The sequence below is a fragment of the Calidifontibacter terrae genome, assembly GCF_054778835.1.
In genome coordinates this window covers 89484-115682 of sequence record NZ_BAAGZF010000007.1, presented here as the reverse complement: position 1 = coordinate 115682, position 26199 = coordinate 89484, and the positions used below count along the sequence as shown (strand labels likewise).

Genomic DNA, 26199 nt, shown 5'->3' with positions numbered 1-26199 from the left:
ATTTGGGTCAGCGGCCGGCGACCGAGCAGACGCAGGAGCGGTTGCCGTCAGCGTCGGCGAGGACCCAGTAGGAGGGGGCCGCGACATCGCTGACCAGCGTTCCGCCCGCGTCGATCACGGCCTGAACCCTGCGCTCCGCCTCGTCGTGGGCTACCCACACGTCGAAATGCCAGCGCTGCTCGAAGTCCTGAGCGGGCAGCTTTGGGCCTTCGTCGTTCCCGCCCTGCCACCACACGGTTGGCATCTGCCCGCTGGGGTCGACCGGTTCGCCGTCGTCGACCTGACCGCCGAACAGCGCGGCGTAGAACGGGGCCAACGTCTCCCCCGCCGCGGTGTCGAGACCAAGCTCGAGCTGGGTGAGACCACCGGTGTCAGCGGTCGCGCCGACCGCGGCCGCGTGACCGCTGATCTCCTTCGCCAGCGCGACGTCACGCGCGGTGAGGCCACCCACGTCATGGCTGACCAGGGTGACGATCACCTCCGGGTAGCTCAGGCTGATGTCTGGGTGGTGGTTCGCTGCTTCGGCCGACGCGCCGATCCGGTTGACCAGGTCGAGCCCGGTGGAGAAATCGCCGGTGCGGAAGCGGGCTTTGAGGCGGCCGAGGATCTGGCGCCAGTCGTCGAGGCCGGCGTCGCGGATGTCTTCAACGGAGAGTTTCTGATCGCTCATGCTGCGACCGTACGAGGGATTGGGGACGGTCCGCGTCCGCATCGGGCACCGCTGCGCACAAAGGTGCGAGAAGTGACCCGCTGAGCCGAGTCACTTCTCGCACCTTTGGGTGACTGGTGGGTCACTTCATCGGCGTCAGGACCGTGTCGAGGATGTAGACGGTCGCATTGGAGGTCTGCACGTTTCCGCAGAGAACCTTCGCGCCGGCAACGTCGAAGTTCGGGCTGGTGCCCTTGATCGAGATCGTGTCGCCAGCGAGGGTCTTGTGGCTCCCGGCCAGCTGGCTCGGGGTCAGGCGGCCCTTGACGACGTGGTGGGTGAGCAACGCGGTGAGGGCGGTCTTGTCGTTGAGCGTCTTGTCGAGGTCGGCTGCCGGGATCTTGGCGAAGGCCGAGTTAGCGGGAGCGAAGACGGTGATGTCCTTGCTGGTGTTCAGGGTGTCGACCAGTCCGGCCTTCTTCACCGCGGTGACCAGCGTCGAGAGCAGCGGGTTGTTGCTCGCCGCGGTGGCGACCGGGTCGCCGGCCATGCCCGAGAACGAACCCTTGCCGCTGGTCGGAACCGCGGCGCAGCCGCTGCCGAACTGGGCCATCGCGTTCGAGCCCATCGAAGAGGAGCCCATCGAAGACGACATCGGGCTCGACATCGACGATGACATTGAGGACGACATCGGCGACGACATCGGCGACGACATCGGCGACGACATCGGCGTTGACGACGACGACCCGGACGAGCCGCTACCGCCACACGCACTGAGGCCGACAGCGACGGTCGCGGCGACCGCGAAGGTGGGGATGATGCGCTTCATGAGTTTCTCCTGAGGTCTGTGGCGGAACAACAGGAGTTCGGAGCGGCGAGCCGAGCGGATTGGTCCTTCCTAAGGAAAATCCTTGCCGCTCAACAACTCTCAGCGAACAATCACGGCAATCTCATGAATCCCCGAGGCACCGTTCGGGAACGGATCAGCTCGCGTCGCAGTCTGCACGGCGTTGCCGGGGCCATAGATACAGCGCGCCCGCAGCCGGTGCTGGCCAGGCGTCGCTTGCCAGGGGAACCACCACTGTCGCCAGTAGTCGATGCCGACGTCGGCGCCCATCCGCGCCTGCTGCCACGGTCCGTCGTCGATCTGCACCTGCACCGCGCGGATGCCCTGGAACTGCGCCCAGGCCGTGCCGGCAATCGCGACCGTCCCGGCTTTCATCGTGGCCAGCGGGGCGGGGGTGTCGATGCGCGTTTCGGGCTTCACCGGCCCCTGTTCGGACCAGCCACGGACGGTCCAATACGCCTTCTTGTGCGCATAGGTCGTCACGGTCAGCCGGGTGACCCACTTGGTCGCGCCGACGTATCCGTACAGACCTGGGGTGACCAGCCGCGCGGGATAACCGTGTTCACGCGGCAAGAGTTCACCGTTCATGCCGACAGCCAGCAGCGCCCCGCGGTCGACATCAGTCAGCGCGACCAGCGGAGTCGAGGAGGTATAGCCATCACTGGAGGTCGACAGCACCTGGTCGTTGCCCGCCTTCGGCGTGGCGCGAGCAAGAAGTTCTCGCACCGGGATCCCGGTCCATCGCGCACCACCGGCGTAGCCGCCACCGACCTCGTTGCTCACGCAGCAAAGGGTGACGTCGGATTCGATCAGCGGCATCGCCATGATCTCGGCGTAGGTGAACTTCTGCGGATTCTCGACCTCTCCGTCGATCACCAGCGACCAGTCCGAGGCGGTGATGCGGGGCACGACCAGCGCCGTGTCGACGCGATAGAAGCTCCCGTTCGGGGTGCGCAGCGGCGTGACTCCGGGGACCGGGATGTCAGCGGGCAGCGCTGCCAACGGCTTTCGTACGCGGGGCAGAGTCCCCACGATGCGCGCGGCGCCCGCGACGGACTGGCCAACGACCATCCCGAGTGCGCCGACCGCGGCGGCGGCACCGGAGATCAGCAGGCCTCGCCGGGAGAGGTCTCCATCGCCGCCCTCGCCGGTGCGATGCAAAAGGACGAACGCGGCGAGCCCGACGATTGCGGTGACCAGCGTCGGCAGGATCGACACAGCCGTGGCGGTCGGGCGCGACATGGCGGCGGCGCCGGCCGCAACGACCAGCAGCGCCAGGAAGCCGAAGCCGACCGCGAAGCTGCGACGGGCGATGAGCCCGGCAACCGCGGCGAGCAGCAGCGTGACGACCGCGATTCCGGTGAGCAGGAACGGCTTGTCGTTGGTGCCGAAGGTGCTGACCGCCCACTCCTTCACCGGGGTCGGCGTCGCATCGATCACCACCGAACCGACGGCGTACGGCGGTGAAGCGTCGGGCTGAACCAGCCCCGCGACGAGGTGGCCGGCGCCGGCGCCGAGCACCGTTGCGGCCACGCCCGCGAAGGCGCTGGCAAGACGGGCCGTCGCGAGGTGGCGGCGGGGTTCCTCGACAGGTTCGGTGGTCATCAGAACGCCGTCACAGCCAGCGGCGCGGTGGTCGGCTTCGACGAGCCACCGGCCGGTTCGAGAGTGATCCCGACACCGACGGCGCGAGCCGCATCCCCGTGCAGAACCATCGCGACGACTCCGTCCTGCGGCGCCGGCAGAAGACCGGCGGAAACCATCGATCCATCGGGCTGCTGCAACCACATCTGGTAGGAGCGTCCGGCGGGCGCGGCCCCGATCAGGCTGGACCGGAACACCGCCTTCCCCATGGCGCTGGACCGGGTGACCGTGGCCGCATGGCCAGGCATCGCGAGCGTGTAGGTGTGGGCGTCGGCGGCCTGGCTGACCTGCGTCAACGCGTTCACCGGTGTGTCGACGTGATGGACGCCGAGGGCGACCCCCCCGACCCCGATGATGGCGGCCGCGGCAGCGGACGCGAACCAGGCGCGGCGGCGGCGCAGCGGGATCACCGGAGCAACGGGGGCGGCCTCCACCGCCGACGCACCGGTCGAGAGGTCGTCGGTCGTCGGGAACGCGTCGGCGGGCGGCGCGATCGGCGGCAACGGCCGCACCTGAGAAATCGCCTCCAGCACCGATCCGCGCAAGGCCCGTGGCGCGGGGGTCTCGCAGTCGGCTGCTAGGTGAGCGGCGGTCTCTTGCAGGCTGCGCAGCTCGAAGCGGTGCTCGGGGTGGTGCTCGAGATACGTCTCGACCTCGGCCCTCTCGTCGTCGGTTACGGCACCGAGCGCGTACGCGGCAAGCAGTTGGTAGGTCTCGTGAGTCATCGTTCGACTCCCATCGTGTCGCGCAAGCGGATCAAACCGTCTCGGATGCGGGTTTTGGCAGTGCCCAGGGGCAGGTCGAGAAGTTGGGCCACCTCGACGTGTGTGTATCCGCCGAAGTAGGCCAGTTCAACGGCCTGCCGTTGGGTGTCGGTCAGGTGACCGAGGGCCCTTCGTACGCGTTCGGCGTCGAGGCTGCGATGCGCCTCTTCGACGGTCGTGTCGTAGGCGGGAACGTGGGTGCGGCTCTCGAAAGTCTCATCACGCCGGGTCGACGCGGCGACGCTGCGCACCCGGTCGACCGCTCGACGGTGCGTAATCGTCATCAGCCACGAGATCGCGGCGCCGCGGCTCGCATCGAACCGAGCGCTGGTGCGCCAGGTCTCCAGGTAAGCCTCCTGGGTGACCTCTTCGGCGTACGTCGGATTGCGCACCACGCGCAGCGCGAGGCCGTACATTCGCGCGCTGGTGAGGTCATAGAGTCGCGCGAACGCGGCCTCGTCGCCCCGCGCACAGCGGTGCAACAACCCCTCAAGGGTCGGCGAAGTGTCTCCGGGACGCTCCGGCACCGAGGCGAACGACATGTCACCCATCCTCGACCCTCCTGGCTTCAGACGCAGCATTCATGGTCGGTATTCGGAGGCGTCGGGCCTACGGATGGGTATGGACCCTGCCGCGCCGCGAACGCGCGCTGGAGCACAATCGAGCCCATGACTGCGATCACCACTGACCGTCCGATTCTTGACCGCGCGCGCGAGCGGGTCCTTGAGCAGGGCGAGCCGCTCGGCTACGACGAGTTGGTCGAGGTGCTCCGCACCCCGGACGACCTGCTGCCTGACCTGTTGGCGCTCGCCCACGAGGTGCGGCTGAAGTACAACGGCGAGGAGGTCGAGGTCGAGGGGATCGTGTCGCTGAAGACCGGCGGCTGCCCCGAGGACTGCCACTTCTGCAGCCAGTCCGGCCAGTTCACCTCGCCGGTGCGCTCGGTCTGGCTGAACATTCCGGAGTTGGTGAAGGCGGCGCAGCAGACGGCAGCGACCGGCGCGACCGAGTTCTGCATCGTGGCGGCCGTACGCGGACCCGACGAGCGCTTGATGACGCAGATGCGCGCAGGGGTCAAGGCGATCAAGGACGCCGTCGAGATCGAGGTGGCGGCTTCGCTGGGGATGTTGAGTCAAGAGCAGGTCGATCAGCTGGTCGACATGGGTGTGCACCGTTACAACCACAACCTTGAGGCCGCCCGGTCCTACTTCCCCGATGTGGTCACGACGCACTCCTACGACGAGCGTTGGGCGACCTGCACGATGGTCAAGGAGTCGGGCATGCAGCTCTGCTGCGGCGGCCTGGTCGGGATGGGTGAAACGATCGAACAGCGCGCCGAACTCGCCTCCCAGCTGGGCGAACTCGAACCCCACGAGGTTCCACTGAACTTCCTCAACCCGCGTCCGGGAACCCCGTTCGGCGACCTGGAACCGATGAACTCCCAGGACGCGCTGCGCACCATCGCCGCGTTCCGGCTCGCGCTGCCGCGCACGATGCTGCGCTACGCCGGCGGCCGTGAGTTGACTCTCGGCGACCTCGGCACCCGCGACGGTCTGCTGGGGGGCATCAACGCGGTGATCGTGGGCAACTACCTGACGACGCTGGGCCGTGACCCGAAGGACGACCTGCAGCTGCTCGATGAGTTGCAGATGCCGATCAAGGCCCTCAACGCCTCGCTGTGACATCGGTTGTGACCCTCTATTGCGCGCGCTGCGGCGAGCCCGCTGACACCGGCGACCACGCCACCTGTCAGCGCTGGCTCGCCGCCGAGGAACCACCGCGGTTCTGCACCTCCTGTCGGCGACGGATGAAGGTGCAGGTCACCCCAACCCGTTGGACCGCGCAGTGTGTCGAACACGGCGAGATCTCCTCCGACGGGCCACGCTGACGCCCGTCGCAACAAAGGGCCAAGTAGGTTTGGCCCCAGGAATGACCGACCCAGGAGGAAGCCCCATGTCTCAGCCCACCAACGGTGGTTACGAAGGCCCGGACAACAGTCTCGGCCGTGAGTTCGGCAACCAGCAGTCGCAGGGCGGCTCGCTCGGCTCGGAATACAACTCGTCCTGGGACCAGGGTGAGAGCTCGGAGCAGCAGACTCAACAGTTCAGCCAGAGCGGCCAGCAGGGTTCCTACGAACAGCCGAGCGCTTCGCCGTACGGCCAGCCGCAGGGCCAGCCGCAGGGCCAGCAGGGCACCCCGTCTTATGACCAGGGCCAGCAGGGCCCTTCGTCCTATGACCAGGGCGGCGATTCGCCGTACGGTCAGCCGCAGGGACAGCAGGGTGGTTACGGCCAGCAGCCGGGCTACCAGTCGCAGGCTCCGGCGAAGACCAGCCAGCCGAGCGTTTTCTCGGACACCAAGTTCGAACACAGCCTGACCCCGAAGATCGCCTCGTTGACGTTCTTGTTGGTGTCGGTCGCGGCCGTGCTGTGGGGCCTGACGGACATCATCCACGCGTTTGTGGGCGACGGCTGGTCTGGCCAGGGAGCCGGCGACGTGACCGTCAAGATGAAGGTCTTCCCGGCCATCCTCAACTTGCTGGCCGACGTCGCGATCGTGGGCGCGATCATCTTCGGCGCTCGTCTGCTGATCGAGCTCGCGGTGAACGTTGCGAAGAACACCGCGGCCAAGAGCAGCGACTGACTACACCCGTAGTAAAGGTTTCTGGTCGTTATAGCGACCACTTCCGAAGGGCCGGGCAGCTTCTGCCCGGCCCTTTGCGCGCTACTTGCCGGTTGCAACCCGCGCGATCGACGACCTCCGGCCTGCGATTGGATGAGCCGGTGCAGCTGACCGATCTTCTCGCGTTCGACCGTGATCACGTCTGGCATCCGTACGCGTCCGCGGTCGCGCCGTCTCCGGTCCACCTGGTGGAATCGGCGTCCGGCGTACGACTGCGGCTGCGGACTCCGGACGGCACTCGCGAAGTGATCGACGGGATGGCGTCATGGTGGTGCGCGATCCACGGATATGCGGTTCCCGAGCTCGACGCGGCCGCGCGCTCACAGCTGGACCGGATGTCCCACGTGATGTTCGGCGGGCTCACCCACGAACCGGCAATCACTCTGGCCGACAAGCTGATTCGACTCGCCCCCGGCAACAACCTGAGCCATGTCTTCTTCGCCGACAGCGGGTCGGTCGCGGTCGAGGTCGCCCTGAAGATGACGTGGCAGGCCCACGCCGCCGCCGGTCGCCCGCGCTCGAAGATCTTCACGATCCGGGGTGGCTACCACGGCGACACCCTCTCGCCGATGAGCGTTTGTGACCCGGTGAGCGGGATGCACACGCTCTTCTCCGGGGTGCTCCCCCAGCAGGTCTTTGCTCCGCAACCGCCGGGTGGCCTCGAGGCACCGCTGGAGGATTGGGAAACCAAAACCCGGGCGCTCTATGCCGAGCACGCCGACGACATTGCCGCGGTCATCGTCGAACCGATCCTGCAGGGTGCGGGCGGCATGTGGATTTACCCGCCAGACGCCGTACGGGTGTTGGCCGAGCTCGCCCGATCGAACGGCGCATTGCTCGTCTTCGATGAGATTGCAACAGGATTCGGCCGCACGGGCACTCTCTGGGCGGCGGATCGCTGCGAGGTCGAGCCAGACATTCTGTGTGTCGGCAAAGCCCTGACCGGCGGCTATCTGACGATGGCGGCGGTTCTTTGCAGCGATGCCGTTGCGGCCGCCGTCTCCGCGGAGCCGGCTGGTGCGCTGATGCATGGCCCCACCTTCATGGCCAACCCGCTGGCCTGTTCCATCGCGAACGCATCCCTCGACCTACTGACCAACGAGCGACTCGATCGAGTCAATTCGATTGGTGTTGAACTCGATTCGGCTCTCGATCCGGCGCGCGACATCGACGGCGTCCGAGAAGTCCGCACCATCGGCGCGGTCGGCATCATCCAGCTCGACTCACCGCGAGACCTGGCTCCGGCATCTACTGCCGCGCTTGACCACGGCGTCTGGCTGCGCCCCTTCCGGGATCTGATTTATGCCATGCCGCCTTACGTCTGCACCACCGACGAGGTCGCTCAGATCGGAGCGGCCATGGTTGCAGCGGCGAAGGCAGTCGCATGAACTCCTTCGAAACGCACCTGAAAAAGGCTGCTGCACAGCGCGATTCGAACAGTCTGACACGAATCTTGTCGGCCGATCACCCGCAGGGTCTCATCGACCTGGCCGGCAACGACTACCTCGGGCTACGCGGGGATCCGCGAGTCGTCGAGGGCGCCGCAGCGGCAGCCAGCGCCTATGGAGCCGGCGCCGGAGCTTCCCGGTTGGTCACCGGAACCTGGCCGGTGCATGAAGACCTTGAGCGCGAACTCGCTTCGTACGTGGGATCGCCTGCAGCACTTGTGTTTTCGACGGGTTACCACGTGAATCTGTCGGTGTTGACGGCGCTCGGTGACGAGGACGCTCTGATCGTCTCCGACGCCCACAACCACGCCTCGCTGATCGACGGCGCCCGCCTCGCGCGCGCCGCCGTGCAGGTCGTGCCGCATCTCGACCTCGCCGCGACCGAAGCCACCTTGCGCGATCGAACGCAGACTCGCGCACTCATCGTCACCGAGTCGGTCTTCTCCGTTCTCGGCGACAGCCCCGACCTTGAGGCCCTCCACAGCCTCGCGCAGACGTACGACGCCATGCTTGTCGTCGACGAGGCTCACGGCATCGGGGTGGTCGGCTCAGGCGCCGGGCTCGCCGGTTCGCTGGCAGCATCCGACCGTGTCGTCATCACGACCAGCCTCTCGAAATCCCTTGCAACACAAGGCGGTGCGGCGATGTGCACCGAACTGGTTCGCGAGCACCTGATCAACACGGCCCGCCCGTTCATCTTCGACACCGGCTTGGCGCCGGCCTGTGCGGGCGCCGCGCTGACCGCCTTGCGGATCCTGATTGAGGAGCCGGAACGGGCCGCCCGGGTCCGTTCCGCGTCGGCCCGACTTGCCGCCGCGCTCGGCGTCGAAGCGCCTGCGGGTGCGGTGTTGTCTGCGCCGATGCCCGGCCCGACGGAGGCCCTGGCCGCGGTCGCTGCCGCGGCCGAACGCGGCCTGCGCATCGGTTGCTTCCGCCCACCGTCCACTCCCGACGGCATCTCCCGGCTGCGACTGACCGCCCACGCGACCCTGACTGACAACGAAATCAACTACGCCACAACAGTTTTGAGTGACCTATGACCCCCGTTCTGATCATCACCGGCACCGACACCGAGATCGGCAAGACCGTGACGACCGCCGCCGTCGCGGCTGCTCTCGCCAGCCAGGGTCAACGGGTGGCCATGGTCAAGATCGCGCAGACCGGACTGAGCGGTGATGAAGAGGGCGACGCGCAGACGGTTGCCCGTCTCGCCGGAGTCGTGGTGCGCGAATTCGTCCGCCTCCCAGAGCCGCTCGCGCCCGACGTCGCCGCGCGGCGAGCCGGAGTGACGATTCCTTCAGTCGCCGATCACGCGGCGGCACTGGCCGAACTATGCCGCTCCGGCGACTTCGACGTAGTCCTGGCCGAGGGCTCGGGCGGCCTCCTGGTCAACCTCGATGCCGACGGCGGAAACATCGGTGACCTCGGAAAGCTTCTGAGCAACAACGGTATTCGTGCTGGTTACGTCGTTGTTTGTCGCTCCGGTCTCGGAACCCTCAACCACACACAACTCACCCTGGAGGCGCTCGAACACCGCGGCGGCGATCTGATCGGGGTGGTGATTGGGTCTAGCCCGCGCGATCCTGACCTCGCGACGCGTACGAACCTGGAAGAGTTGCGCCGCATCGCCGGTGGGCCACTGCTGGGTTCGATTCCGGCTGACGCCGGGATCCTGGCTCCCGCAGAATTCCGGGCTGCGGCCCCGAGCTGGGTCACGCTGTAAATGGCGGGCGCCCGCCCGCTGCCGCGCCGTACGGTGAACGCGTGACTGATCCGCTGCTGACTGCCTACGACGACCAACTCCGCCACCGCGCCGAGGTGAGCGGGGCCCTCGAGGTCATCGAGCACGGCCCGCTGCTGTGGGCGCGCTTCGAGGACGGCGGTTTCGTGACCTACCGCAACCTGGCCGATCAGGACGTCGACCGACTCATCGCTGACACGGTCGCTCACTTCCGCGACGAAACCGATGTTGCCGAATTCGAGTGGAAGACAAGGGGACACGACGGCCCACCGAACCTGGATGAGCTGCTGCGCGCTCATGGTTTCGTTGCCGACGAGATCGAAACTGTGATGGCCGGGGAGATCGACGGCCTAGTCACGGACGTCGAGCTTCCCGACGACATCCACGTTCGGCAGGCAGGGGTCGGCGGCGACCTGGCCGACGACGTACGCCGCGCTTCGACCATGCAGAACGAGGTCTTCGGTGGCGGCGGTCACGGCTGGGAGTCGGCTCTTCGCCGGCTGCAAGGCAGCAACGGACTTTCGACGTTCTGGCTCGCTGAAGTCGACGGCGACGTGGTCAGCGCGGGCCGCCTCGAGATCGTTCCGGACTCCGAGTTCGCCGGCCTCTGGGGCGGAGCGACGCGCGCCCCGTGGCGTGGCAAGGGAATCTACCGCGCGATGACTGCCGCCCGCGCCCGCTATGCCCGCGGCCGCGGGGTGCGCTACCTGCAGTCGGACTGCACCGAGATGTCCCGCCCGATCCTGGAGCGCAGCGGTCTGCGCAAGATCACCACCACGACGCCGTACGTCTGGACCCGCTAAGCGTCGTACGTTCCCTCACCGCCATGCGCGACATGAACCACCCAGCGCATGACGACGAGGTCGTCGAGGTGGCCGTGTTCAAGCCAGTCGGGAATTGCGTCGCGGCCGAGAACGAGGTAGTGCAGACCGGCAGTGACCAGCTTGACCCGCGCCACCTGGGCCACCTCGAGCCGGTCGAGGCTCTCGCCCCGCTCCAGATCCTCGATGTGGGCCTCCAACATCGCGGCTGCAATATCGATGTTCACCGACCGCGGCTCTTCGCGCAGTTCCGGACAGGCGGAGAACTTCTCCTCGACCTCGGCGAGCAACGCGCGCAATGCGCGGGGATCTCCGGCGATGACGTCAGCGACCGCGCGACAGCGCCGGAAGACTTCCGATTCGAGTAGGCGCGTCGTTGCGGGATCAGCGGGCACGTCTCCACCCTAGGGACGCAGCCTGCTCTGTCGCCGGGTTTTGCGCGGTAGACCTCGAACCCCTTTAGGGTCATGACATGACCATCCACACCGGCCCGTGGCCCACCGGAACGCCCTGCTGGATCGACTGCGCCTACGAGGAGAAGCACCGCGGCATCCACCATGCCAAGGACTTCTACAGCCACCTGTTCGGTTGGCGGATCACCGGCGACGACGACAGCTACCTGCTCTGTCTCAAGGACGAGCAGCCGATCGCCGGGATCGTTCCGACGCAGACCGAGTCGCCCACTTTCTGGAACGTACATCTGGCCACCGACAACCTCGACGACATGCTGCAGCGCGCCATCGCGGCCGGAGCCACCGTCACCGACCCGGCCGCCGCTGTCGGCAGCAGTGGACGCGGCGCCCAGATCGTGGACCCCACCGGTGCGACCGTCTCGCTCTGGGAAGCCGGCGACCACGCGGGCTATGGCCTCACCGAGGAATCCGACACCCCCGCCTGGCATTCGCTGCTGACCCACGACGTGGCCGCTGCGCAGCAGTTCTATGGCGAGGTCTTCGGGCTCACCTTCACCGACGAAGACGAATTCGGTGCCACCGCCTGCCTGGCCGATGGAACCCAGGTCTTCAACATCCACCGCGCCGACCAACTGCCGGACGACGTGCAGGCCACCTGGCTGGTCCATTTCGAGGTCGCCGACCGCGGGGCTTCCGCCCAAATGGCCCAGGAACTGGACGGATTCCTGCTGATGACCTTCGACTCTCCGACCGGTCCGGCGGCGATCGTGCAGGCCAAGCACGGAGAGATCTTCGGACTGCTGCAACGCGACTGAACCGGGCGCTGGAACAATGGGCGCATGCGCTCACTCGCCGACACCCAGCCCGCCATCGCCCTCGGCGCCCTCGACGGCCGCTACCGCGGTGCGGTCGCGCCCCTGGTCGACCATCTGAGCGAGGCCGCGCTCAACCGGCAGCGGGTCCACGTCGAGATCGAGTGGTTGATTCACCTGACCACTCACCACGCGATCCCGAACGTGCGCGAGTTGTCGGCCGATGAGCAGGCGAAGCTGCGTGAGATCGTCGAGAACTTCGACGCCGACGACATCGCCGAGTTGGCCGAGATCGAGCGCGAGACGGTCCACGACGTCAAGGCTGTCGAGTACTACCTGAAGCGCCGGATGGCCAGCATCGTGGGCGCCGACGCCGACCAGCTGAGCGAGTTGATCCACTTCGCCTGCACCAGTGAGGACATCAACAACCTGTCCTACGCGCTGATGGTTCAGGGCGCCACCCGCCAGGTCTGGCTCCCCCGCGCGACCGCGCTGACCGAGTCGATCACCGAGTTGGCCAAGGAGCACCGCGCGGTTCCGCTGCTGGCCCACACCCACGGCCAGCCGGCCACGCCGACGACCCTCGGCAAGGAGCTCGCTGTTCTCGCCCACCGCTTGGGCCGCCAGGTGCGCCGCGTCGAGGGCGCCGACTACCTCGGCAAGATCAACGGCGCCACGGGAACCTACGGCGCCCACACCGCAGCCGTGCCCGAGACCGACTGGATTGAGATCAGCCGTACGTTCGTGGAATCCCTTGGGCTGGAATGGAATCCGCTGACCACCCAGATCGAGAGCCACGATTGGCAGGCTGAGCTCTACGCCGACATCGCGCGCTTCAACCGGATCCTGCACAACCTGTGCACCGACGTTTGGACCTACATCTCGATGGGCTACTTCGCGCAGGTGCGCGGCCAGGGCACCGTCGGCTCGTCGACCATGCCCCACAAGGTCAACCCGATCCGCTTCGAGAACGCCGAGGCGAACCTCGAGGTCAGCAACGCGCTGCTCGACGTGCTGGCCTCGACGCTGGTGCAGTCCCGCTTGCAGCGCGACCTGACCGATTCGTCGATGCAGCGCAACATCGGCACCGCGTACGGCCATTCGCTCCTCGCGATCGACAACGCCGGCCGCGGTCTCGCGGGCCTTGACGCGGTTCCGGAAACGATGGCCAAGGACCTCGACGCGAACTGGGAAGTCCTCGGGGAGCCGATCCAGTCGGCGATGCGAGCGCTCGGCGCGCAGGGTGTTCCTGGGATGGAGCAGCCGTACGAACGGCTCAAGGAACTCACCCGCGGCCGGCGCATCACCGCCGACGACCTGCGTGAGTTCATTGCCGGTTTGGGCCTGCCCACCGAGGTCGAGGAACGATTGAGTGCCATGACCCCGGCGTCGTACGTCGGTCTCGCCCCGGACCTTGTCGATCACCTGCAGCGCTGATCCGCGCATACCCGTCAGGGGTATCATCGGGATATGGCGGGATACACCGGATCCAAGGACGACTACCTCAAGCGACTGCGACGCATCGAAGGTCAGGTGCGCGGCGTGCAGCGGATGGTCGATGAGGACACCTACTGCATTGACGTGTTGACCCAGGTCTCCGCGATCACCAAAGCGCTCCAGGCGGTCAGCCTCGGGCTGCTCGAAGACCACGTCGGCCACTGCGTCGTCGATGCTGCCCGGGAGTCCGACGAGGCTGCCCAGGAGAAGGTGCGCGAGGCGGCCGACGCGATCGCCCGCTTGGTGCGCAGCTAAACGCAACAGGGCCCGCCGAAGCGGACCCTGTTGGAAGAGAAGAGAACTCAGATCTCGATGTCACCCTTCGGGGTGGCGAAGGTGACCGAGACCAGACCCGGGGTGCCGTTCGGTGCCATGAAGTCGAAGTCGATGCCCGGCTCCCACTCGTCGCGGTCGACGCCTGGCATGCCGGACAGGCCAAGCCACTCGCGAACACGGTCGGGTGAGCCGGCGATCTTGAACGACTTGAGGTCGGCGTCGGTGCTGCCGATCTGCGAGGGGTGCAGGGCGCCGTCGCTCCACTGGATGAAGAACGGCACCTGCGGGTCTGAGATCAGGCCCTTGACGCCGAGCTGCTTCCAGGTGACCTCGGTTCCGTCGGGGCGGTGCCGGTTGCCGGGCGCCGCAGGGCGACCGACGAGCTTCTCCGCGGCCGAGATGTCGTCGAGCTCGACGACCCAGCCCAGCCAGCCACCACCCTGCTCGGAGCGGGCGCGAACGGCCTGCCCGAAGGGCGCCTTGTCAGACGCCGGGTGGTCGAGCACCTCGACAACTTCAATGAACCGGTGATCCCTCAGGGGAATGATGGCGTTGCGCGTTCCGAACCGCGGGTGAACTCCGCTGTCCGCCGGCTCGACGCCGAGAATTTCCCCCAGCCGCTTGGCAGTGGACACCAGTCCCTCACCGTCCGCGGCATACACGACATGGTCAACTCGCATGCCTCGAATCGTCCCACCTGCGGGTGTCGGCCCTCACATCGGGGTCGGCCTCAGGCGCGCTGGCGGACCGCTTCGTAGAGCACGATCGCGGCAGACGTCGCGACGTTGAGGGAATTCGCACGACCAACCATCGGGATGCGTACGCGGCTGTCGGCGCGGCCGAGCAACTCATCGGTGAGTCCGTATTTTTCGGTGCCGACCGCGATCGCGACACCGCCGGTGAGGTCGGCGTCGGTGTGCAACGTGTCGGTGTCGGGAGTGGTGGCAACAACACGAATGTCGTTGCGGCGCAGCCAGTCCAGGACTTCTCCCGTGGTCGCCGAGGCGACCGGGACAGCGAAGACAGTGCCCTTCGACCCGCGTACGACATTCGGGTTTCCCCAGTCGGTGACCGGGTCCGCGGCGATCACCGCATCGACCCCAGCGGCGTCGGCTGTGCGCAGCATCGCGCCGAGGTTGCCCGGCTTCTCCACGCCTTCGCAGAGCAGGATCAGCGGGCTCGCCGGGAGGTCGAGGTCATCGAGGTCGTGCTTGACCGCCGGCGCGACGGCAAGGAAGCCGTCGGCGCCCTCGCGGTAGGCGACCTTTTCGAATGCGGCCCTGGCCAGCCGAATGGTCTCGATCCCGCGCGCTGCCTCCTCGCGCACGAGGGCGCCCTGGGTGTCCGGATCGAGCATCAGCTCGGGGCAGTGGAACAGGGTGCGCAGGCGCACGCCGGACTCCAGCGCGAGCACCAGCTCGTCGTAGCCCTCGAGCAGGGTGAGGCCTTGCTCCTCGCGGGTGCGACGGCGCCGCAGCGCGATGAGCTGCTTCAGGCGCGGGTTGGCCGCGGAGGTGATGACGAGCTCGGTCATGCCAGTTCGCCCCGGCTCACAGCAAACCCTCCAGCACCAGAGCCAGACCGTCCTCCTCGATGGTGCCGGTGACCTCATCGGCGACGGCCTGGACGTCGTCGGGCGCCTGGCCCATCGCGACACCGCGGCCCGCCCAAGCGAGCATCTCGAGGTCGTTGCGGTGGTCGCCCACCGCGACGGTGTCGGCGATCTCGATGGCGAGGTGGTCTCGTACGGCTTCCAGGGCCGAGGCCTTGCTGACACCGTCGGGGTTGATGTCGAGCCAGGCGGTGTAGCCGACGCCGTAGTTGACGCCGTGCAGGCCGAGGCCTTCGGCGAGGTCGGTGAACTCGGCGGAGGTGCCTGTCGGCGAGCGGAAGGTCAGCCGGGTGGTCGGCTGCGCGAGCTCCTCCCACGGCACGACGTGAACCTCGCCAACGAGCTCGCCCTCGGGAAAGTGGTCGCTGACGAGGTAGCCCTCGCCGATGACCTCGACCGCGACTACCCCGTCGGGCCACGCGCCCTTGAGCCGTTCGAGAACCGGCCGCGGGTCGAAGGTGATCGAGTCCAGCAGCCGGTAGCCGTGGGTCTCCTCGGGCGCGATCTGCGCGGTCACGGCACCGTTGGAACAGATCAGGAAGCCGTGTTCCAGACCGAGCAGCTCGACGACCGGGATCGTGCCGGTCACCGAGCGGCCGGTGGCGATCACCACCTCGTGACCGGCATCGATCGCGGCATGGACGGCGGCGCGCACGCGAGGGGCGAGGGTGCCGTCGTAGTGGATCGTCGTGCCGTCGATATCGAGGGCGACCAGCAGTTTCGTCACGGTCGCCAGCCTAGGCGTAGGGCGTTCCTCAGTCCTTCAGCGCACTCCACACGCTGGCCACCACGATCCCGATGCCGCCGAGCGTGACCAGCCACAGACCCCAGCCGGTTCCGGCCGATGCCGTCATGCCCGAGCCGGCTTGTGCCGAGAGGTCGCTGGCCTTGCTGTGGATGTCGGACCAGTCGTAAATCCCGATGGCGGCGATGATCAGGCCGAGGACGGTCGCGGCGAAAACGGCGGGCTTCGGCAGCTTCTTCAAGCCGCGCAACACCGCGAGGACAAGGACCAGGATCGCGGCAACCAGAACGAACCAGCCGTCCTTGGTGTTGCCCGAGGTCGAGCCGCCTGAGGTGTCCGGGAAGTTCGAGGACTCGTGGCCGAAGCCGTTAATGGTCGCGTGGTAGTTGCCGAAACTGCCGGCGTCGAGGCTGACCTTGGCCCAGGCGCCGAAGCAGCCGAGGATGGTCAGCAGCGCGAGCCCGTCGATGACCCATGCCATGGTCCGCCCGAGCCCCGACTTCACCGGCTGGGCGTAAGGCGCCTGCTCGAAACCCTGCTGGTTGAACTGCGGCTGCTGCCCGTAGGGCTGCTGTTGCGCGTAGGGCTGCTGTTGCGCGTAGGGCTGCTGGGAACCCTGCTGCGGCTGCTGACCGTACGCCGGCTCGTAGGTCGGTTGCGGCTGCTGACCGTAGCCCTGTTGGGGTTGGTTGCCGTAGGCCTGCTGGCCGTAGGGCTGTTGCTGATTCGGATGCTGTTGTCGGGGCAGCCGCTGGCCCTGGGCCTGCTGCTCCTCACCGACATTCGGCATCGCGCGGGTGGGCTCGTCCCAACCCCCGCGGTCCTGTCCATCGCTCATCGTCGTCCCTCTCCTCCCATGGGTAAACCTCCAGGATGAGGGTAGTCGTTAGTGCGGACAACCCGGCTAGAGCGCGACGCGGCATGCCATGATCGACGGCTGTGACCGACACCGCTGAGCTGATGCAGGCCGTACGCCGTAGCCGCGTGCGCGTCGATGCCTGCACCGAGGCGATCGCCCTCATCCTGCACGGCGGCCGTGCGAAGGTGGATCGTCCACTGCGCTGGCGGGACGCGTCGTACCTGCGGATGCTGCCGTTTGGCCCGGCGATCCGCCGCGAGTCGACGGGGCGGGTGGCGCCGGCGTTGGTGCACAACACACACGGCGGCTGGGTCGCGTCCTCGGGCAGCGGCTTGGTGCAGGCGCGTGAGGTCGTGCGGGCGCTCTCGCAGGAGCACGGCCTTCCGGTAGTGCTACTCGGACACTCCAGCGGTGGATGGGCGGCGCTGCGGATCGGCGACGAGGAGACGGTCCTCGGCAGCGTCGCGCTTGCTCCCTGGCTTGGTGACTCCGAACGTACGGATCCGTTGCGGGACAAGGTGGTCCGCGTCATCCATGGTGAGGACGACCGGATCTGCAGCCCGACGCGGTCAGCCGATCTCGTACGCCGGTTGCAGGCAGCGGGTGCGGACGCGGAGTTCCGCGGCGTGCCGGGGGGCCACGCGATGCTGGACAACCCGCGGCGCTGGCACGCGCTCGCGGCGCGGGCCGTGGTCGAGGTTGTGGACCGCGGCCGCGCCTGAGGTCAGGCCGGCTCCTCCACGTCGTGGGAGTCGGTGAGCGTCATCGCGCCCCAACCGGTGACGAGGCCGACCACGATCGCCAGCGCCGCGTACGTGATCCGCTCGCCGTGGAAGAACGACTGCACCAGCTCGTGGCTCCAGGTCCCGGCGGGCAGGGCGGCGGTGACCAGGGCCGCGATGAGGGTGCCGACCACAGCGGTACCCACACTGGTGCCGACCTCCTGGGCGGTGTCGTTCAGCGCGGTGCCGATCGAGGTGCGGTTCTCCGGCATCGCAGCGACGAGGGCGACCGCGCAGACGGTCACGACCGTACGCAGCCCGATCGTCATGACCACCATGGCGACCGCGATCGCGAGGTAGCCGTGGTCGACGCCCCAGGCCATCCCGGCCAGCGAGAGCGCCAGCAGTGCGGCTCCGACGCCGGTGGCGATGCGGTGGCCGAAGCGGCGGGCGAGGCCCTCGGAGATCGGGGTCGCGACGATCATCGTGATGATCAGCGGGAGGTTGGCGAGGCCGGCGCGGACCGGGCTCCAGCCGTACGCGTACTGGAAGTGCAGGATCAGCCCGAACATCACCGCGGCCATCGCGATGGAGGTGCCGATCTGGGCGATCGTGGCGCCGCGCACGGTGCCGTTGTCGAACAGCGTCAGGTCGAGCATCGGCTCGGCGGTGCTGCGTTCGTGGCGGATGAACGCGGCTCCGGCGAGCAGGGCGCCGGCGATGCAGAGCAGGGTGACCAGCGAGAGCCAGCCGTGTTCGACGCCGCTGGTGAGGGCGTAGCAGGCGAGGCCGATGGTGGCGATGCTGAGCGCCGCGCCGGGCAGATCGAGGCGGTCGCCGGTGAGGTCCTCGGGGCGGTCGGGTGAGACGCCGAGCCGTACGCCGACCCAGGCGATGAGCGCGATCGGGGCGTTGACGACCAGCAGCCACTCCCAGCGCACGTGGGCCAGGGCGGTGCCGCCGAGCAGCGGTCCGAGCACGAACCCGCTCATCCCGACCACGATCATCACCGTCATCGCGCGCATCCGTAGCGCTTCCGACTCGAACAGGCGGAAGACGAGCGAGTTGGTGATCGGCGCCATCATCGCGGCGGCGATGCCGAGCGCGGCCCGCAGCCCGATGAGTTCGCCGGCGGAGTTGACCGCGACGACGAGCAGGCTGACCAGGCCGAAGACGGCCAGGCCGACGAGCAGGACCCGGCGGCGACCGATGCGGTCGGCCGCCGAGCCCGCGGTCAGCAGCAGGCCGCCGAAGGTGAGCGAGTAGGCGCCGGTGACCCACTGCAGCGCGGTGGTGCCGCTGCCGAGGTCGCGGCCGATGGTCGGCAGGGCGATGGTCAACAGGGTGTTGTCGACCATCTCCACGAAGAAGGCGAGGCAGAGCGCGGCGAGCGGGATCCACGCGGCGCGCAGTGATCCGTACGTACGGGGCTTCTCAGCGGTGATGACGGTCATGACGACCCCCTTATCGAACGTTGTTCCATATTGACGTTCTCGAGAATAGAACACTGTTCGATAAGTGTGCAAACGGCTGTGGTGGAATGGGAGGCATGACTCCTCCCCGGGCCCGTACGCGTGCACCTCGCGAGCGCCGCCGCGCGTCACACTCGATGGACGCGGTGATCTCCGAGGCGGTCGCCCTGCTCGACGACGGCGGCGACAGCGCGCTCACCTTCCGGGCGCTGGGCGCGCGACTCGGCGGGGGTGCGGCGAGCATCTACTGGTATGTCGCCAACAAGGACGAGCTGCGCGACAAGGCCAGCGACCACGTGATCGCATCTGTGCTGGTCGACACGGAGCAGTTCACCAGCGACGACGCGGACCCGATCGACAACATCCGCGGGATGGCGATCACCGCGTTCGACGCGATCAGCGAGCGGCCGTGGCTGGCCGACTACTTCATGCGCAGCACTATCGCGCAGCCGAACAGCCTGCAGTTGTACGAGCGGGTCGGCGAGCAGGTGCTCCGGCTCGGCCTCACCCCGCTGCAGAGCTTCCACGCCGTGTCGGCGGTGCTCGGGTTCGTGGTCGGGATCGCCGCCGACGTGGGTCAGCAGCCGCCGCAGGAGGTGTTGGACGGCACCGTCAGCCGGCAGCAGTTCTTCGACCGGGTCGTGCGCGACTGGCGCGCGCTCGACCCGGCCGAATACCCGTTCATGCACCACATCATCGACGAGTTCGCCGAGCACGATGACCGGGACCAGTTCCGGGCCGGACTGGACCTGCTGCTGGAGGGGTTGCGGCTCCAGGCGGGTCGCCCCGGCCCCTGACCACCCGGGCGGGACGGCTACCGGAGCTCGGGCTCCACCGAGCGCGGCAGCGCGAGATAACGGATCTCGAGGAACTCGTCGATACCGCTGCGACGCCCTCGCGTCCCAGCCCCGACTCCTTGACGCCACCGAAGGGCGCGGCGGGGTTGGACACGAGCCCGGTGTTGCTGCCGAGCATGCCGACCTCGATCGACTCCTGCAGCCGGAACGCCCGATCGAGATCCCGGGTGAAGGCGTACCCGACCAGGCCCCAGTCGGTGTCGTTGGCGAGTTCGACCACCTCGGCCTCGTCGTCGAAGCCGATGAGCGGAGCGACCGGTCCGAAGATCTCCTGCGACATCAACTGCGAGGTCGGCGCGACGTCGACCAGCACGGTCGGCTGGTAGAAGAAGCCGTCCCCCTCGACGACCCCGCCGCCACACGCGATCCCTGCGCCCCTCCTCAAGACGAACACCGCGGTCCTCTCCGCGGTCGAGGCTGCCACCGCCCGCGGCGCGACGGTGCTCACCGACTCACCGGTCGTCTCCGTGACGGAGGACTCCGACGGCGTACGCATCACGACCGAGTCCGGCTCCTGGACCGCCGAGCGGGCGATCGTGACCGGCGGCGCCTGGGGCGCGAACCTGCTGCCCGCGGCGGTGCGCCCGTACGTCTGGCCGACCCGGATCCTGTTGACCTGGTTCGAAGCCCGTGACCCGTCGGCGTTCCGGCCCGAGGTGTTCCCGATCTTCATCCGGATCTCCCGCGGCACGTCGCTGTACGGAGCGCCCTCGCTCGACGGGGCGACCGTGAAGGCGAGTCTCGACGGACGGGCGGCCCGGACCGACGACCCGGCGACCATGCTGCGCGTTTCGACGGAGGCGGAGATGACCGAGGTGCGCGGCACGATCGCGAGCTACCTGCCGGGGCTGATCCCGTACACGGTGCGCGCCGACTGCCACCGGCTACGGAGCCATCGCGGCGTCGTTGGCGCTGAGCCCAGACACGGCTGCCGCGCCCTCGTTCACCGACCCGGCGCGGTTCATCGGGCGCTGACCCACCACGGGGCCGCCCACCCGGTGAGCCGTCCCGTGGTGGCCCACGACGTCAGTCGGCCATCAAACCGATCAGGTCGTAGATCACGGTCGCCGCAGCGACCGTGGTGATCTCCGCGTGGTCATACGCTGGAGCAACCTCGACGACATCCGCACCGACGATGTTGAGGTCGCCCAGACCGCGCAGCGTGGACAGCAACTCGCGACTCATCAGGCCCCCGGCCTCCGGGGTGCCCGTCCCCGGGGCGAACGCCGGATCGAGCACGTCGATGTCGATCGAGACATAGACGGGGGTGTCACCGATCCGGTCGAGCACCTGCTGGGTCGCTCCGGCGACACCGAGGTTCGCGAAATCGCTGCACCGAATCGTCTTGAACCCGAAGTCGGCATCCTCCTTGAGGTCGATCTTGTCGTAGATCGGTCCCCGGATCCCGACGTGCATCGAGTGGTCCTCCGCGAGCAGACCCTCCTCGAACGCGCGACGCAGCACGGTGCCGTGGGTTACCGGCGCGTTGAAGTAAGTGTCCCAGGTGTCGAGGTGGGCATCGAAGTGCAGCAGCGCCACCGGCCCATGCTGGCGCACGACCGAGCGCAGCATCGGCAGCGCGATCGTGTGGTCGCCGCCGACGGCGATCACCCGACGGTCACCGCTGCCGCCCTGGACCTCGTGGGCGTGTGCCTCGATCTGCGCGACCGCCTCGTCGATGCTGAACGGGGTGCACGCGACGTCACCGGCGTCGACGACCTGGACCCGCTCGAACGGCGCGAGGTCAAGCTCGACGTGGAACGCCGGCCGCAGGTGACGCGAGGACTTGCGCACCTCCATCGGGCCGAAGCGGGCGCCCGGGCGGAACGACGTGCCGCCGTCGAACGGCACGCCCAGGACGGCGATGTCGTAGTCGTCGACCGCGTCGATCTCGGGGATCCGGGCGAAGGTGGCCGCCCCGGCGTAGCGCGGCACCTTCGTACCGCTGACCGGTCCGACCGGCTCGTTCACACGCTTGCTCATCGAGACGTCTCCAATTCTGTCGTTGATTTCTCGGGGCTCTGGTGGGCGCAGTCGCGCAGGGAGCGTCCCGCGGTCTCGACGCCCCAGGCGATCGTCGCCAGCAACCCGACCAGGGAGACGGCAGCGCCGGCGAGCAACACCCAGTTGATCCCGCGATCCAGCGCGTACGGCATCAGGTAGACCGCGATCGCCGCGCCGATCCGGCTCGCGGCCGTTCCCACCCCGACCGCCGTGGCTCGCACCGCGGTCGGAAACAGTTCGTTCGGAAGCACGATCTCCAGGAAGTTGGAGGCACCGGACAACAGGGCGAACGCGCAGATCGCCGCGAACACCAGCAGCATCGGCAGTCCGGGAACGATCCCGGCGACGCCCCAGATCAGCGCGATCCCGGCGAACGTCCAGACCAGCAGCGCCTTGCGGCCCACCCGGTCGACCAGCAGCAGACCTGGGATCCCGCCGACCACGAACAGAGCGGCGAGGAAGACTTCGGCCCCGTTGCCGGTGATGCCGACGTCGGATAGCACGTCGAACGAGAACGAGTAGATCGACAACAGCGGGATGACCTGACACATCCAGAACAGGCAGACGAAGAGCGTGCGGGTGCGGTAGGGCGGCTTGAACACGGCAGCGAATCCGACGTGTTCGGTGGACTCGGGTTCGCCGAGGTCCTTGACGCCGTACTGCTCGCCGAAGACCTTCTTGATCGACTCGTCGGCTTCTCGCGTCCGCCCCCGACTCATCAGCCATCGAGGTGACTCCGGGGTGCCGAGTCGCATCACGAGGGTGCCGATCGCGAAGATCGCCGAGCTCGCCAACATCCAGCGCCAGGCGTCGTCGCCGGCCAGGTTGGTGCAGATGATCCCCACGATCGGTGCGACGGTGGCGCCGACCGCCCAGACCACGAAGGTCGCGCCGAGCATCCGGCCGCGGTATTTGGCCGGGAGGTATTCCGCCAGCAACGAGGTGGCGATCGGATAATCGGCGCCGATCGCGACACCGACCAGGAATCGTAGTAACACCAGGTGCCAGACCTCGGTGGCGAAGAACGTGGCGATCGAGAACACCGCGAGCGCAAGCAGATCCACGATGTACATCACGTGGCGGCCGACCTTGTCGGTGATCCAGCCGAAGAGACCCCCGCCGACGAAGATGCCGATGAGTACGGCGGCAGCGATCAGCCCTTTGTCCCCCGAGCTGACCGAGAAGGACTTCTGCATCGTCGGCCAGGTGAAACCGATGATCGCGATGGCAAAACCGTCGATGAACGGGCCACCGGACGAATAGAGCGTGAGTTTCTTGTGGAACGCCGTGAGCGGCGCGTCGTCGATCAGACCGGACTCGGTGGTCATGGCGACCGTCCCTTCGTTCGAGGGTCGGGAATGTTGTGGTCGATCGTGGGCCCGCTCGGCAGGTCGCCGGAAGGAGTCATTCGCTCCAATTCGCTCACTGCGTCTTGTGCGAACGCACAACACCCTGTCCTGTGCGCGTAGGGTGCGACCCGTGTCGGTGTCCGTCGGCGATCTGCTGCGCCTGCCCCATCTGAACCTGCGCCTGCACTCGGGCGGGCGCGGTCTGGACCGCGCCGTGAGCTGGACGCACACCTCGGACCTGCCGGATCCGTGGCACTGGGTCGCCGAGGGCCAACTGTTGATGACCAACGGAATGTCGTTCCCACGCAAGGCTGCTGAGCAGGTGGAGTGGGCGGAGAAACTCGATCTGGCCGGGGTGAGCGCGCTGGCGATAGGCGCGGAGATGTTCTGCCCTCCGCTGACCGCGCAGTTCACCCGACGCAGCGAGGTACTCGGCCTGCCGGTGCTGTGGATCAACTACCCGATGCCGTTCTTGGCGATTTCGCAGACCGTTGCCGAGGCGACGATGCTCGAGCAGTCGCAACGGCTCATGCGCACCGCTCGGATCTACGACACGATCCGCCGCTCGGCCGGCGCCACCTGGTCGGTGGCCGACGAGATCAGCGCCGTGCTGGGCTGCACGATCGAGGTCTGCGACCGGCGTACGGGGGCCGCCTACCACCCGGACGGGCCACCCGTTACGCCCGAGGTGCGCGAGGCCGTCGGTGGCGCCGGGTCGGGGGAACCGCGAGCGGGCGGACGCTCGGTGATCACCGCACACGGCACCGAGGTGTTGGTGCTCGATGTGCCGACCCACGACGAGGCGGTGCTGGCCGTGCGGCGGGGTGACGGCGGCCCACTGGACGGGGTGTTGCTGCAACATGCCGCGACGGTGGTGGCGCTGGGCCTGTCCCACACCCACCTGGTGCTGGAGAACAGTCGACGCGAAGGAGCGGAGTTGACCGCGCAGTTGGTCGACGGCCGCGCCGATCCGAGGCTGGCGACAGCGCAGTTGGACGCCGTCGGCATCGAGACCCGTACGGCGATCGTCGCGTGTGCGACCGGCCAGAAGGCCCGGCTGCTGCAACTGCACGTCTCGCTCTGGCAGCGGCGGGTCAGCCACGTTGTCGCGATCCGGGGCAACGTCGCCCACGTGGTGCTGCCCGACGCGGACGAGGCGGTGGCTGCATTGTCCGAGGCGATCGCGCCGCTCGGCCGGCTGGGGGTGAGTCGGCCGCTGCAGAGCGTGCCGCGCTCGGTGCAGGCCGCTCGCGAGGCCCGCTGGGCGCTCGGCATCGCCCACGACACCGATCAGCCGATGGTGCGGTACGGCTCGGCGTCGTCGGGATCGGTGCTGCGCCACGTCGATGACGCCGAGGCCCTGCTGCAACGGTGGGTGGCGCCGCTGCTGCAGTACGACGAGGACCACGACGCCGACCTGGTGGTCACTCTGGAGACCTTCCTGGACCACCAGCGCTCCTGGCGGCGTACCGCCGAGGCGCTCAACGTGCACCGGCAGACCGTGCTCTACCGGATCCGAAAGATCGAGGAACTGACCGGTGCGCAGGTCAACGAGACCGGCGACCTGGCGCAGCTGTGGCTGGGGGTCCAGGCACGGAAGTGGTTGCGGGAGTAGCGCTTTTCCGACCCTTGTTCTGCACAGCCTTTCTAGGTTCGAGACCATGAACTTTGCCACCACCCGCCGCGCCTCCACACGCACGATCGGAATCGATCTGTCCGCCGAACCTGCCCGTACGGCGGCCGTCACTCTCGAGTGGTCCGGCGACGCGTGCTCGATCGTCGAGGTGTCCGTCGGCGTCGAGAACGACCGCCTAGTCGAGATGGTCGGCGGCGAGCACCCCGTCGGGATCGACTGCCCCCTCGGCTGGCCCGACGCCTTCGTCGAGCTGGTCAGCCACCACCATGCGCAGTCGTCCGGCTCGATGTCGGCGGACCGTCTGCGCTCGCTTGCCGACGACCGGCGCCCGCTGTCGAACCGCGCGACGGATCTGTGGGTGCGCGAGCACGTCGGGGTGCGGCCGATGAGCGTCTCGGCGGATCGTCTCGGGGCCTGCGCGATGCGGCTGGCCCTGGTGTTCGGCATCGTGGAACGGACCGGCGCGGTCATCCCGCGGGACGGGTCGGCCGGCGTCTTCGAGGTCTACCCGGCCGCGACGCTGAAGCGTTGGGGCATCCCGCACACCGGCTACAAGCCGGTCGACCAGGCACCACGCCGGGAGCAGATCCTCGACGCGATCGGCGAGCGATTCCCCGGGCTGGATCTCGGACCGCACCGAGGGCAGTTCGTACGGTCGGACCACGCGCTCGACGCGCTGGTGTGCGCTCTCACCACGCGTGCGGCGATGTCGGATCGGACCACCGCGCCACCGCCGGAGCTGCGTGAGGTCGCGGGCCGGGAGGGATGGATCCACGTGCCGGTCTAGCGACCCCCTTCAGCCCTAGGTGGGAATCACCCCAAGTGGCCGGGACGGTCAGGGCGTGATCAGTTGATCCAACGACTTGAGCCGCAGTGGTTCGAGCCGCTCGAGTTGGTGATCGGCCCGCTGCACCAGTTCTTCCAGCTGGTCTCGGTCGAGCCGGTCATCCGTCTCGGCCACATGGAGCAGGCTCAGCCAACCGCGCTGCTTCCCGGCGACCGCCGCGGTGAGCGCCTCAAGTTCGACGACGTCCGACAAGGGACTGCGCCGGATCAGGGACCCGTTTGGCTTCAACCGGCCGAGGCGCTCACCGATCCCGGCGATGAGCGGTCCGAGCACACTCGGCGTGACGCCGAGCTGCTTCATCAGCTCGCCCAGGGCTCGGCGGTCGTCCGCGACTTCTTCCGCAAGCTCGGCGAGCGTGGCGCGGGTCTCGGCATCGCTGTGACCGCTCGCGGAGCGGCGGAAGAGATCAAGGCCACCCTGGGCGGCCGACCAGTGATGCTGGAGGTAGGAACCAAGCAGGTCGCTCTGAGGGGGCATGCTCTCGACGTTACTGAGCTGCGTC

Annotated in this window: 31 protein-coding genes; 16 read left to right on the top strand and 15 right to left on the bottom strand. The window is 68.0% G+C overall.

The features are described 5' to 3' along the window. Positions 1-7: 7 nt before the first annotated feature. Positions 8-670, bottom strand: coding sequence for a 4a-hydroxytetrahydrobiopterin dehydratase (locus tag ACYU98_RS12085; RefSeq protein ID WP_460468470.1), 663 nt, complete (start codon positions 668-670; stop codon positions 8-10). Between the two features lie 121 nt (positions 671-791). Then, positions 792-1199 (bottom strand): fasciclin domain-containing protein, encoded by a 408-nt coding sequence (locus tag ACYU98_RS12080; RefSeq protein WP_460468469.1) that lies wholly within the window; start codon positions 1197-1199, stop codon positions 792-794. Here ACYU98_RS12080 and ACYU98_RS12075 point away from each other — a divergent pair. Further along, positions 1198-1491, top strand: a complete 294-nt coding sequence (locus ACYU98_RS12075) for a hypothetical protein (RefSeq protein ID WP_460468468.1) — start codon at positions 1198-1200, stop codon at positions 1489-1491. The genes ACYU98_RS12080 and ACYU98_RS12075 overlap by 2 nt on opposite strands. An 86-nt stretch (positions 1492-1577) precedes the next feature. Here the strand turns inward: ACYU98_RS12075 and ACYU98_RS12070 are convergent, their stop codons facing one another. The 3 genes from ACYU98_RS12070 to sigK are packed head-to-tail and all read right to left on the bottom strand — an operon-like array spanning position 1578 to position 4455. Beyond that, positions 1578-3101 (bottom strand): molybdopterin-dependent oxidoreductase, encoded by a 1524-nt coding sequence (locus ACYU98_RS12070; protein WP_460468467.1) that lies wholly within the window; start codon positions 3099-3101, stop codon positions 1578-1580. After that, positions 3101-3865, bottom strand: coding sequence for an anti-sigma factor (locus tag ACYU98_RS12065; protein WP_460468466.1), 765 nt, complete (start codon positions 3863-3865; stop codon positions 3101-3103). Before ACYU98_RS12065 ends, ACYU98_RS12070 begins: the two co-directional genes overlap by 1 nt. After that, complete coding sequence (gene sigK / locus ACYU98_RS12060) at positions 3862-4455, bottom strand: ECF RNA polymerase sigma factor SigK (protein ID WP_460468465.1); 594 nt, start codon at positions 4453-4455, stop codon at positions 3862-3864. Before sigK ends, ACYU98_RS12065 begins: the two co-directional genes overlap by 4 nt. Before the next feature lie 117 nt (positions 4456-4572). Here sigK and bioB point away from each other — a divergent pair, with 117 nt between their 5' ends. From bioB to ACYU98_RS12025, 7 genes are all read left to right on the top strand, one after another. Beyond that, positions 4573-5586: a biotin synthase BioB gene (bioB, locus tag ACYU98_RS12055; protein WP_460468464.1), complete on the top strand. Its 1014-nt coding sequence runs from the start codon at positions 4573-4575 to the stop codon at positions 5584-5586. Next, positions 5583-5792, top strand: coding sequence for a biotin synthase auxiliary protein BsaP (gene bsaP / locus ACYU98_RS12050; protein WP_460468463.1), 210 nt, complete (start codon positions 5583-5585; stop codon positions 5790-5792). The genes bioB and bsaP overlap by 4 nt, the downstream gene beginning before the upstream one ends. Before the next feature lie 65 nt (positions 5793-5857). Further along, positions 5858-6547 carry a DUF4282 domain-containing protein gene (locus ACYU98_RS12045; RefSeq protein ID WP_460468462.1) on the top strand — a complete coding sequence of 230 codons (690 nt, stop codon included), beginning with the start codon at positions 5858-5860 and terminating at the stop codon, positions 6545-6547. A 140-nt stretch (positions 6548-6687) separates the two neighbouring features. After that, a complete protein-coding gene (locus ACYU98_RS12040) occupies positions 6688-7974 on the top strand; it encodes an adenosylmethionine--8-amino-7-oxononanoate transaminase (RefSeq protein ID WP_460468461.1) in 1287 nt (428 codons plus the stop codon). Further along, the gene (locus ACYU98_RS12035) at positions 7971-9074 is read left to right on the top strand and encodes an 8-amino-7-oxononanoate synthase (protein WP_460468460.1); all 1104 of its coding nucleotides are present in this window, start codon (positions 7971-7973) and stop codon (positions 9072-9074) included. Before ACYU98_RS12040 ends, ACYU98_RS12035 begins: the two co-directional genes overlap by 4 nt. Continuing rightward, the gene (bioD, locus tag ACYU98_RS12030; RefSeq protein ID WP_460468459.1) at positions 9071-9757 is read left to right on the top strand and encodes a dethiobiotin synthase; all 687 of its coding nucleotides are present in this window, start codon (positions 9071-9073) and stop codon (positions 9755-9757) included. The genes ACYU98_RS12035 and bioD overlap by 4 nt, the downstream gene beginning before the upstream one ends. Before the next feature lie 41 nt (positions 9758-9798). Beyond that, positions 9799-10578 carry a GNAT family N-acetyltransferase gene (locus tag ACYU98_RS12025; protein WP_460468458.1) on the top strand — a complete coding sequence of 260 codons (780 nt, stop codon included), beginning with the start codon at positions 9799-9801 and terminating at the stop codon, positions 10576-10578. Here the strand turns inward: ACYU98_RS12025 and ACYU98_RS12020 are convergent. Next, on the bottom strand, positions 10575-10991 hold the full coding sequence (locus ACYU98_RS12020; protein ID WP_460468457.1) for a hypothetical protein: 417 nt from the start codon (positions 10989-10991) through the stop codon (positions 10575-10577). The two genes, ACYU98_RS12025 and ACYU98_RS12020, sit on opposite strands and share 4 nt — an antisense overlap. Positions 10992-11068: 77 nt before the next feature. On the opposite strand from ACYU98_RS12020, the gene ACYU98_RS12015 reads away from it, so the two are divergent. The 3 genes from ACYU98_RS12015 to ACYU98_RS12005 are packed head-to-tail and all read left to right on the top strand — an operon-like array spanning position 11069 to position 13573. Beyond that, a complete protein-coding gene (locus tag ACYU98_RS12015; RefSeq protein WP_460468456.1) occupies positions 11069-11824 on the top strand; it encodes a VOC family protein in 756 nt (251 codons plus the stop codon). Positions 11825-11848: 24 nt separating this feature from the next. Then, positions 11849-13258, top strand: a complete 1410-nt coding sequence (gene purB / locus ACYU98_RS12010) for an adenylosuccinate lyase (protein ID WP_460468455.1) — start codon at positions 11849-11851, stop codon at positions 13256-13258. A gap of 33 nt (positions 13259-13291) precedes the next feature. Then, entirely contained in the window at positions 13292-13573 is a 282-nt protein-coding gene (locus ACYU98_RS12005; protein WP_460468454.1) for a metal-sensitive transcriptional regulator, read from the top strand. A gap of 47 nt (positions 13574-13620) precedes the next feature. Here the strand turns inward: ACYU98_RS12005 and ACYU98_RS12000 are convergent, their stop codons facing one another. From ACYU98_RS12000 to ACYU98_RS11985, 4 genes are read right to left on the bottom strand one after another with little or no spacing between them, the layout of a single operon-like run. Further along, the gene (locus ACYU98_RS12000; protein WP_460468453.1) at positions 13621-14274 is read right to left on the bottom strand and encodes a VOC family protein; all 654 of its coding nucleotides are present in this window, start codon (positions 14272-14274) and stop codon (positions 13621-13623) included. 50 nt (positions 14275-14324) lie between these two features. Further along, on the bottom strand, positions 14325-15128 hold the full coding sequence (locus ACYU98_RS11995; RefSeq protein WP_460468452.1) for a TrmH family RNA methyltransferase: 804 nt from the start codon (positions 15126-15128) through the stop codon (positions 14325-14327). Positions 15129-15144: 16 nt separating this feature from the next. Beyond that, positions 15145-15933, bottom strand: a complete 789-nt coding sequence (locus ACYU98_RS11990) for an HAD family hydrolase (RefSeq protein ID WP_460468451.1) — start codon at positions 15931-15933, stop codon at positions 15145-15147. 28 nt (positions 15934-15961) lie between these two features. Beyond that, positions 15962-16789, bottom strand: coding sequence for a hypothetical protein (locus tag ACYU98_RS11985; protein ID WP_460468450.1), 828 nt, complete (start codon positions 16787-16789; stop codon positions 15962-15964). 101 nt (positions 16790-16890) lie between these two features. Between ACYU98_RS11985 and ACYU98_RS11980 the strand changes: the two genes are divergently transcribed. Then, a complete protein-coding gene (locus ACYU98_RS11980) occupies positions 16891-17532 on the top strand; it encodes an alpha/beta hydrolase (protein ID WP_460468449.1) in 642 nt (213 codons plus the stop codon). 2 nt (positions 17533-17534) lie between these two features. On the opposite strand, the gene ACYU98_RS11975 is transcribed toward ACYU98_RS11980, so the two are convergent. After that, positions 17535-18986, bottom strand: a complete 1452-nt coding sequence (locus ACYU98_RS11975) for an MFS transporter (protein WP_460468448.1) — start codon at positions 18984-18986, stop codon at positions 17535-17537. Positions 18987-19081: 95 nt separating this feature from the next. Between ACYU98_RS11975 and ACYU98_RS11970 the strand changes: the two genes are divergently transcribed. Further along, positions 19082-19801, top strand: a complete 720-nt coding sequence (locus ACYU98_RS11970) for a TetR/AcrR family transcriptional regulator (protein ID WP_460468447.1) — start codon at positions 19082-19084, stop codon at positions 19799-19801. Here ACYU98_RS11970 and ACYU98_RS11965 read toward each other — a convergent pair. Then, on the bottom strand, positions 19698-20309 hold the full coding sequence (locus tag ACYU98_RS11965; RefSeq protein WP_460468446.1) for an aldehyde dehydrogenase family protein: 612 nt from the start codon (positions 20307-20309) through the stop codon (positions 19698-19700). The two genes, ACYU98_RS11970 and ACYU98_RS11965, sit on opposite strands and share 104 nt — an antisense overlap. On the opposite strand from ACYU98_RS11965, the gene ACYU98_RS11960 reads away from it, so the two are divergent. Next, positions 20302-20946, top strand: a complete 645-nt coding sequence (locus ACYU98_RS11960; RefSeq protein WP_460468445.1) for an N-methyl-L-tryptophan oxidase family protein — start codon at positions 20302-20304, stop codon at positions 20944-20946. The two genes, ACYU98_RS11965 and ACYU98_RS11960, sit on opposite strands and share 8 nt — an antisense overlap. Here ACYU98_RS11960 and speB read toward each other — a convergent pair. Both speB and ACYU98_RS11950 read right to left on the bottom strand, forming a co-directional pair. Next, positions 20888-21844 (bottom strand): agmatinase, encoded by a 957-nt coding sequence (speB, locus tag ACYU98_RS11955; RefSeq protein ID WP_460468444.1) that lies wholly within the window; start codon positions 21842-21844, stop codon positions 20888-20890. The two genes, ACYU98_RS11960 and speB, sit on opposite strands and share 59 nt — an antisense overlap. After that, positions 21841-23193: an MFS transporter gene (locus ACYU98_RS11950; protein ID WP_460468443.1), complete on the bottom strand. Its 1353-nt coding sequence runs from the start codon at positions 23191-23193 to the stop codon at positions 21841-21843. Before ACYU98_RS11950 ends, speB begins: the two co-directional genes overlap by 4 nt. A gap of 151 nt (positions 23194-23344) precedes the next feature. Between ACYU98_RS11950 and ACYU98_RS11945 the strand changes: the two genes are divergently transcribed. Beyond that, positions 23345-24829, top strand: coding sequence for a PucR family transcriptional regulator (locus tag ACYU98_RS11945; protein ID WP_460468442.1), 1485 nt, complete (start codon positions 23345-23347; stop codon positions 24827-24829). A gap of 46 nt (positions 24830-24875) precedes the next feature. Next, positions 24876-25637 (top strand): DUF429 domain-containing protein, encoded by a 762-nt coding sequence (locus ACYU98_RS11940; RefSeq protein WP_460468441.1) that lies wholly within the window; start codon positions 24876-24878, stop codon positions 25635-25637. Between the two features lie 48 nt (positions 25638-25685). Here the strand turns inward: ACYU98_RS11940 and ACYU98_RS11935 are convergent, their stop codons facing one another. Further along, positions 25686-26174, bottom strand: coding sequence for a hypothetical protein (locus ACYU98_RS11935; protein ID WP_460468440.1), 489 nt, complete (start codon positions 26172-26174; stop codon positions 25686-25688). Positions 26175-26199: the final 25 nt, after the last annotated feature.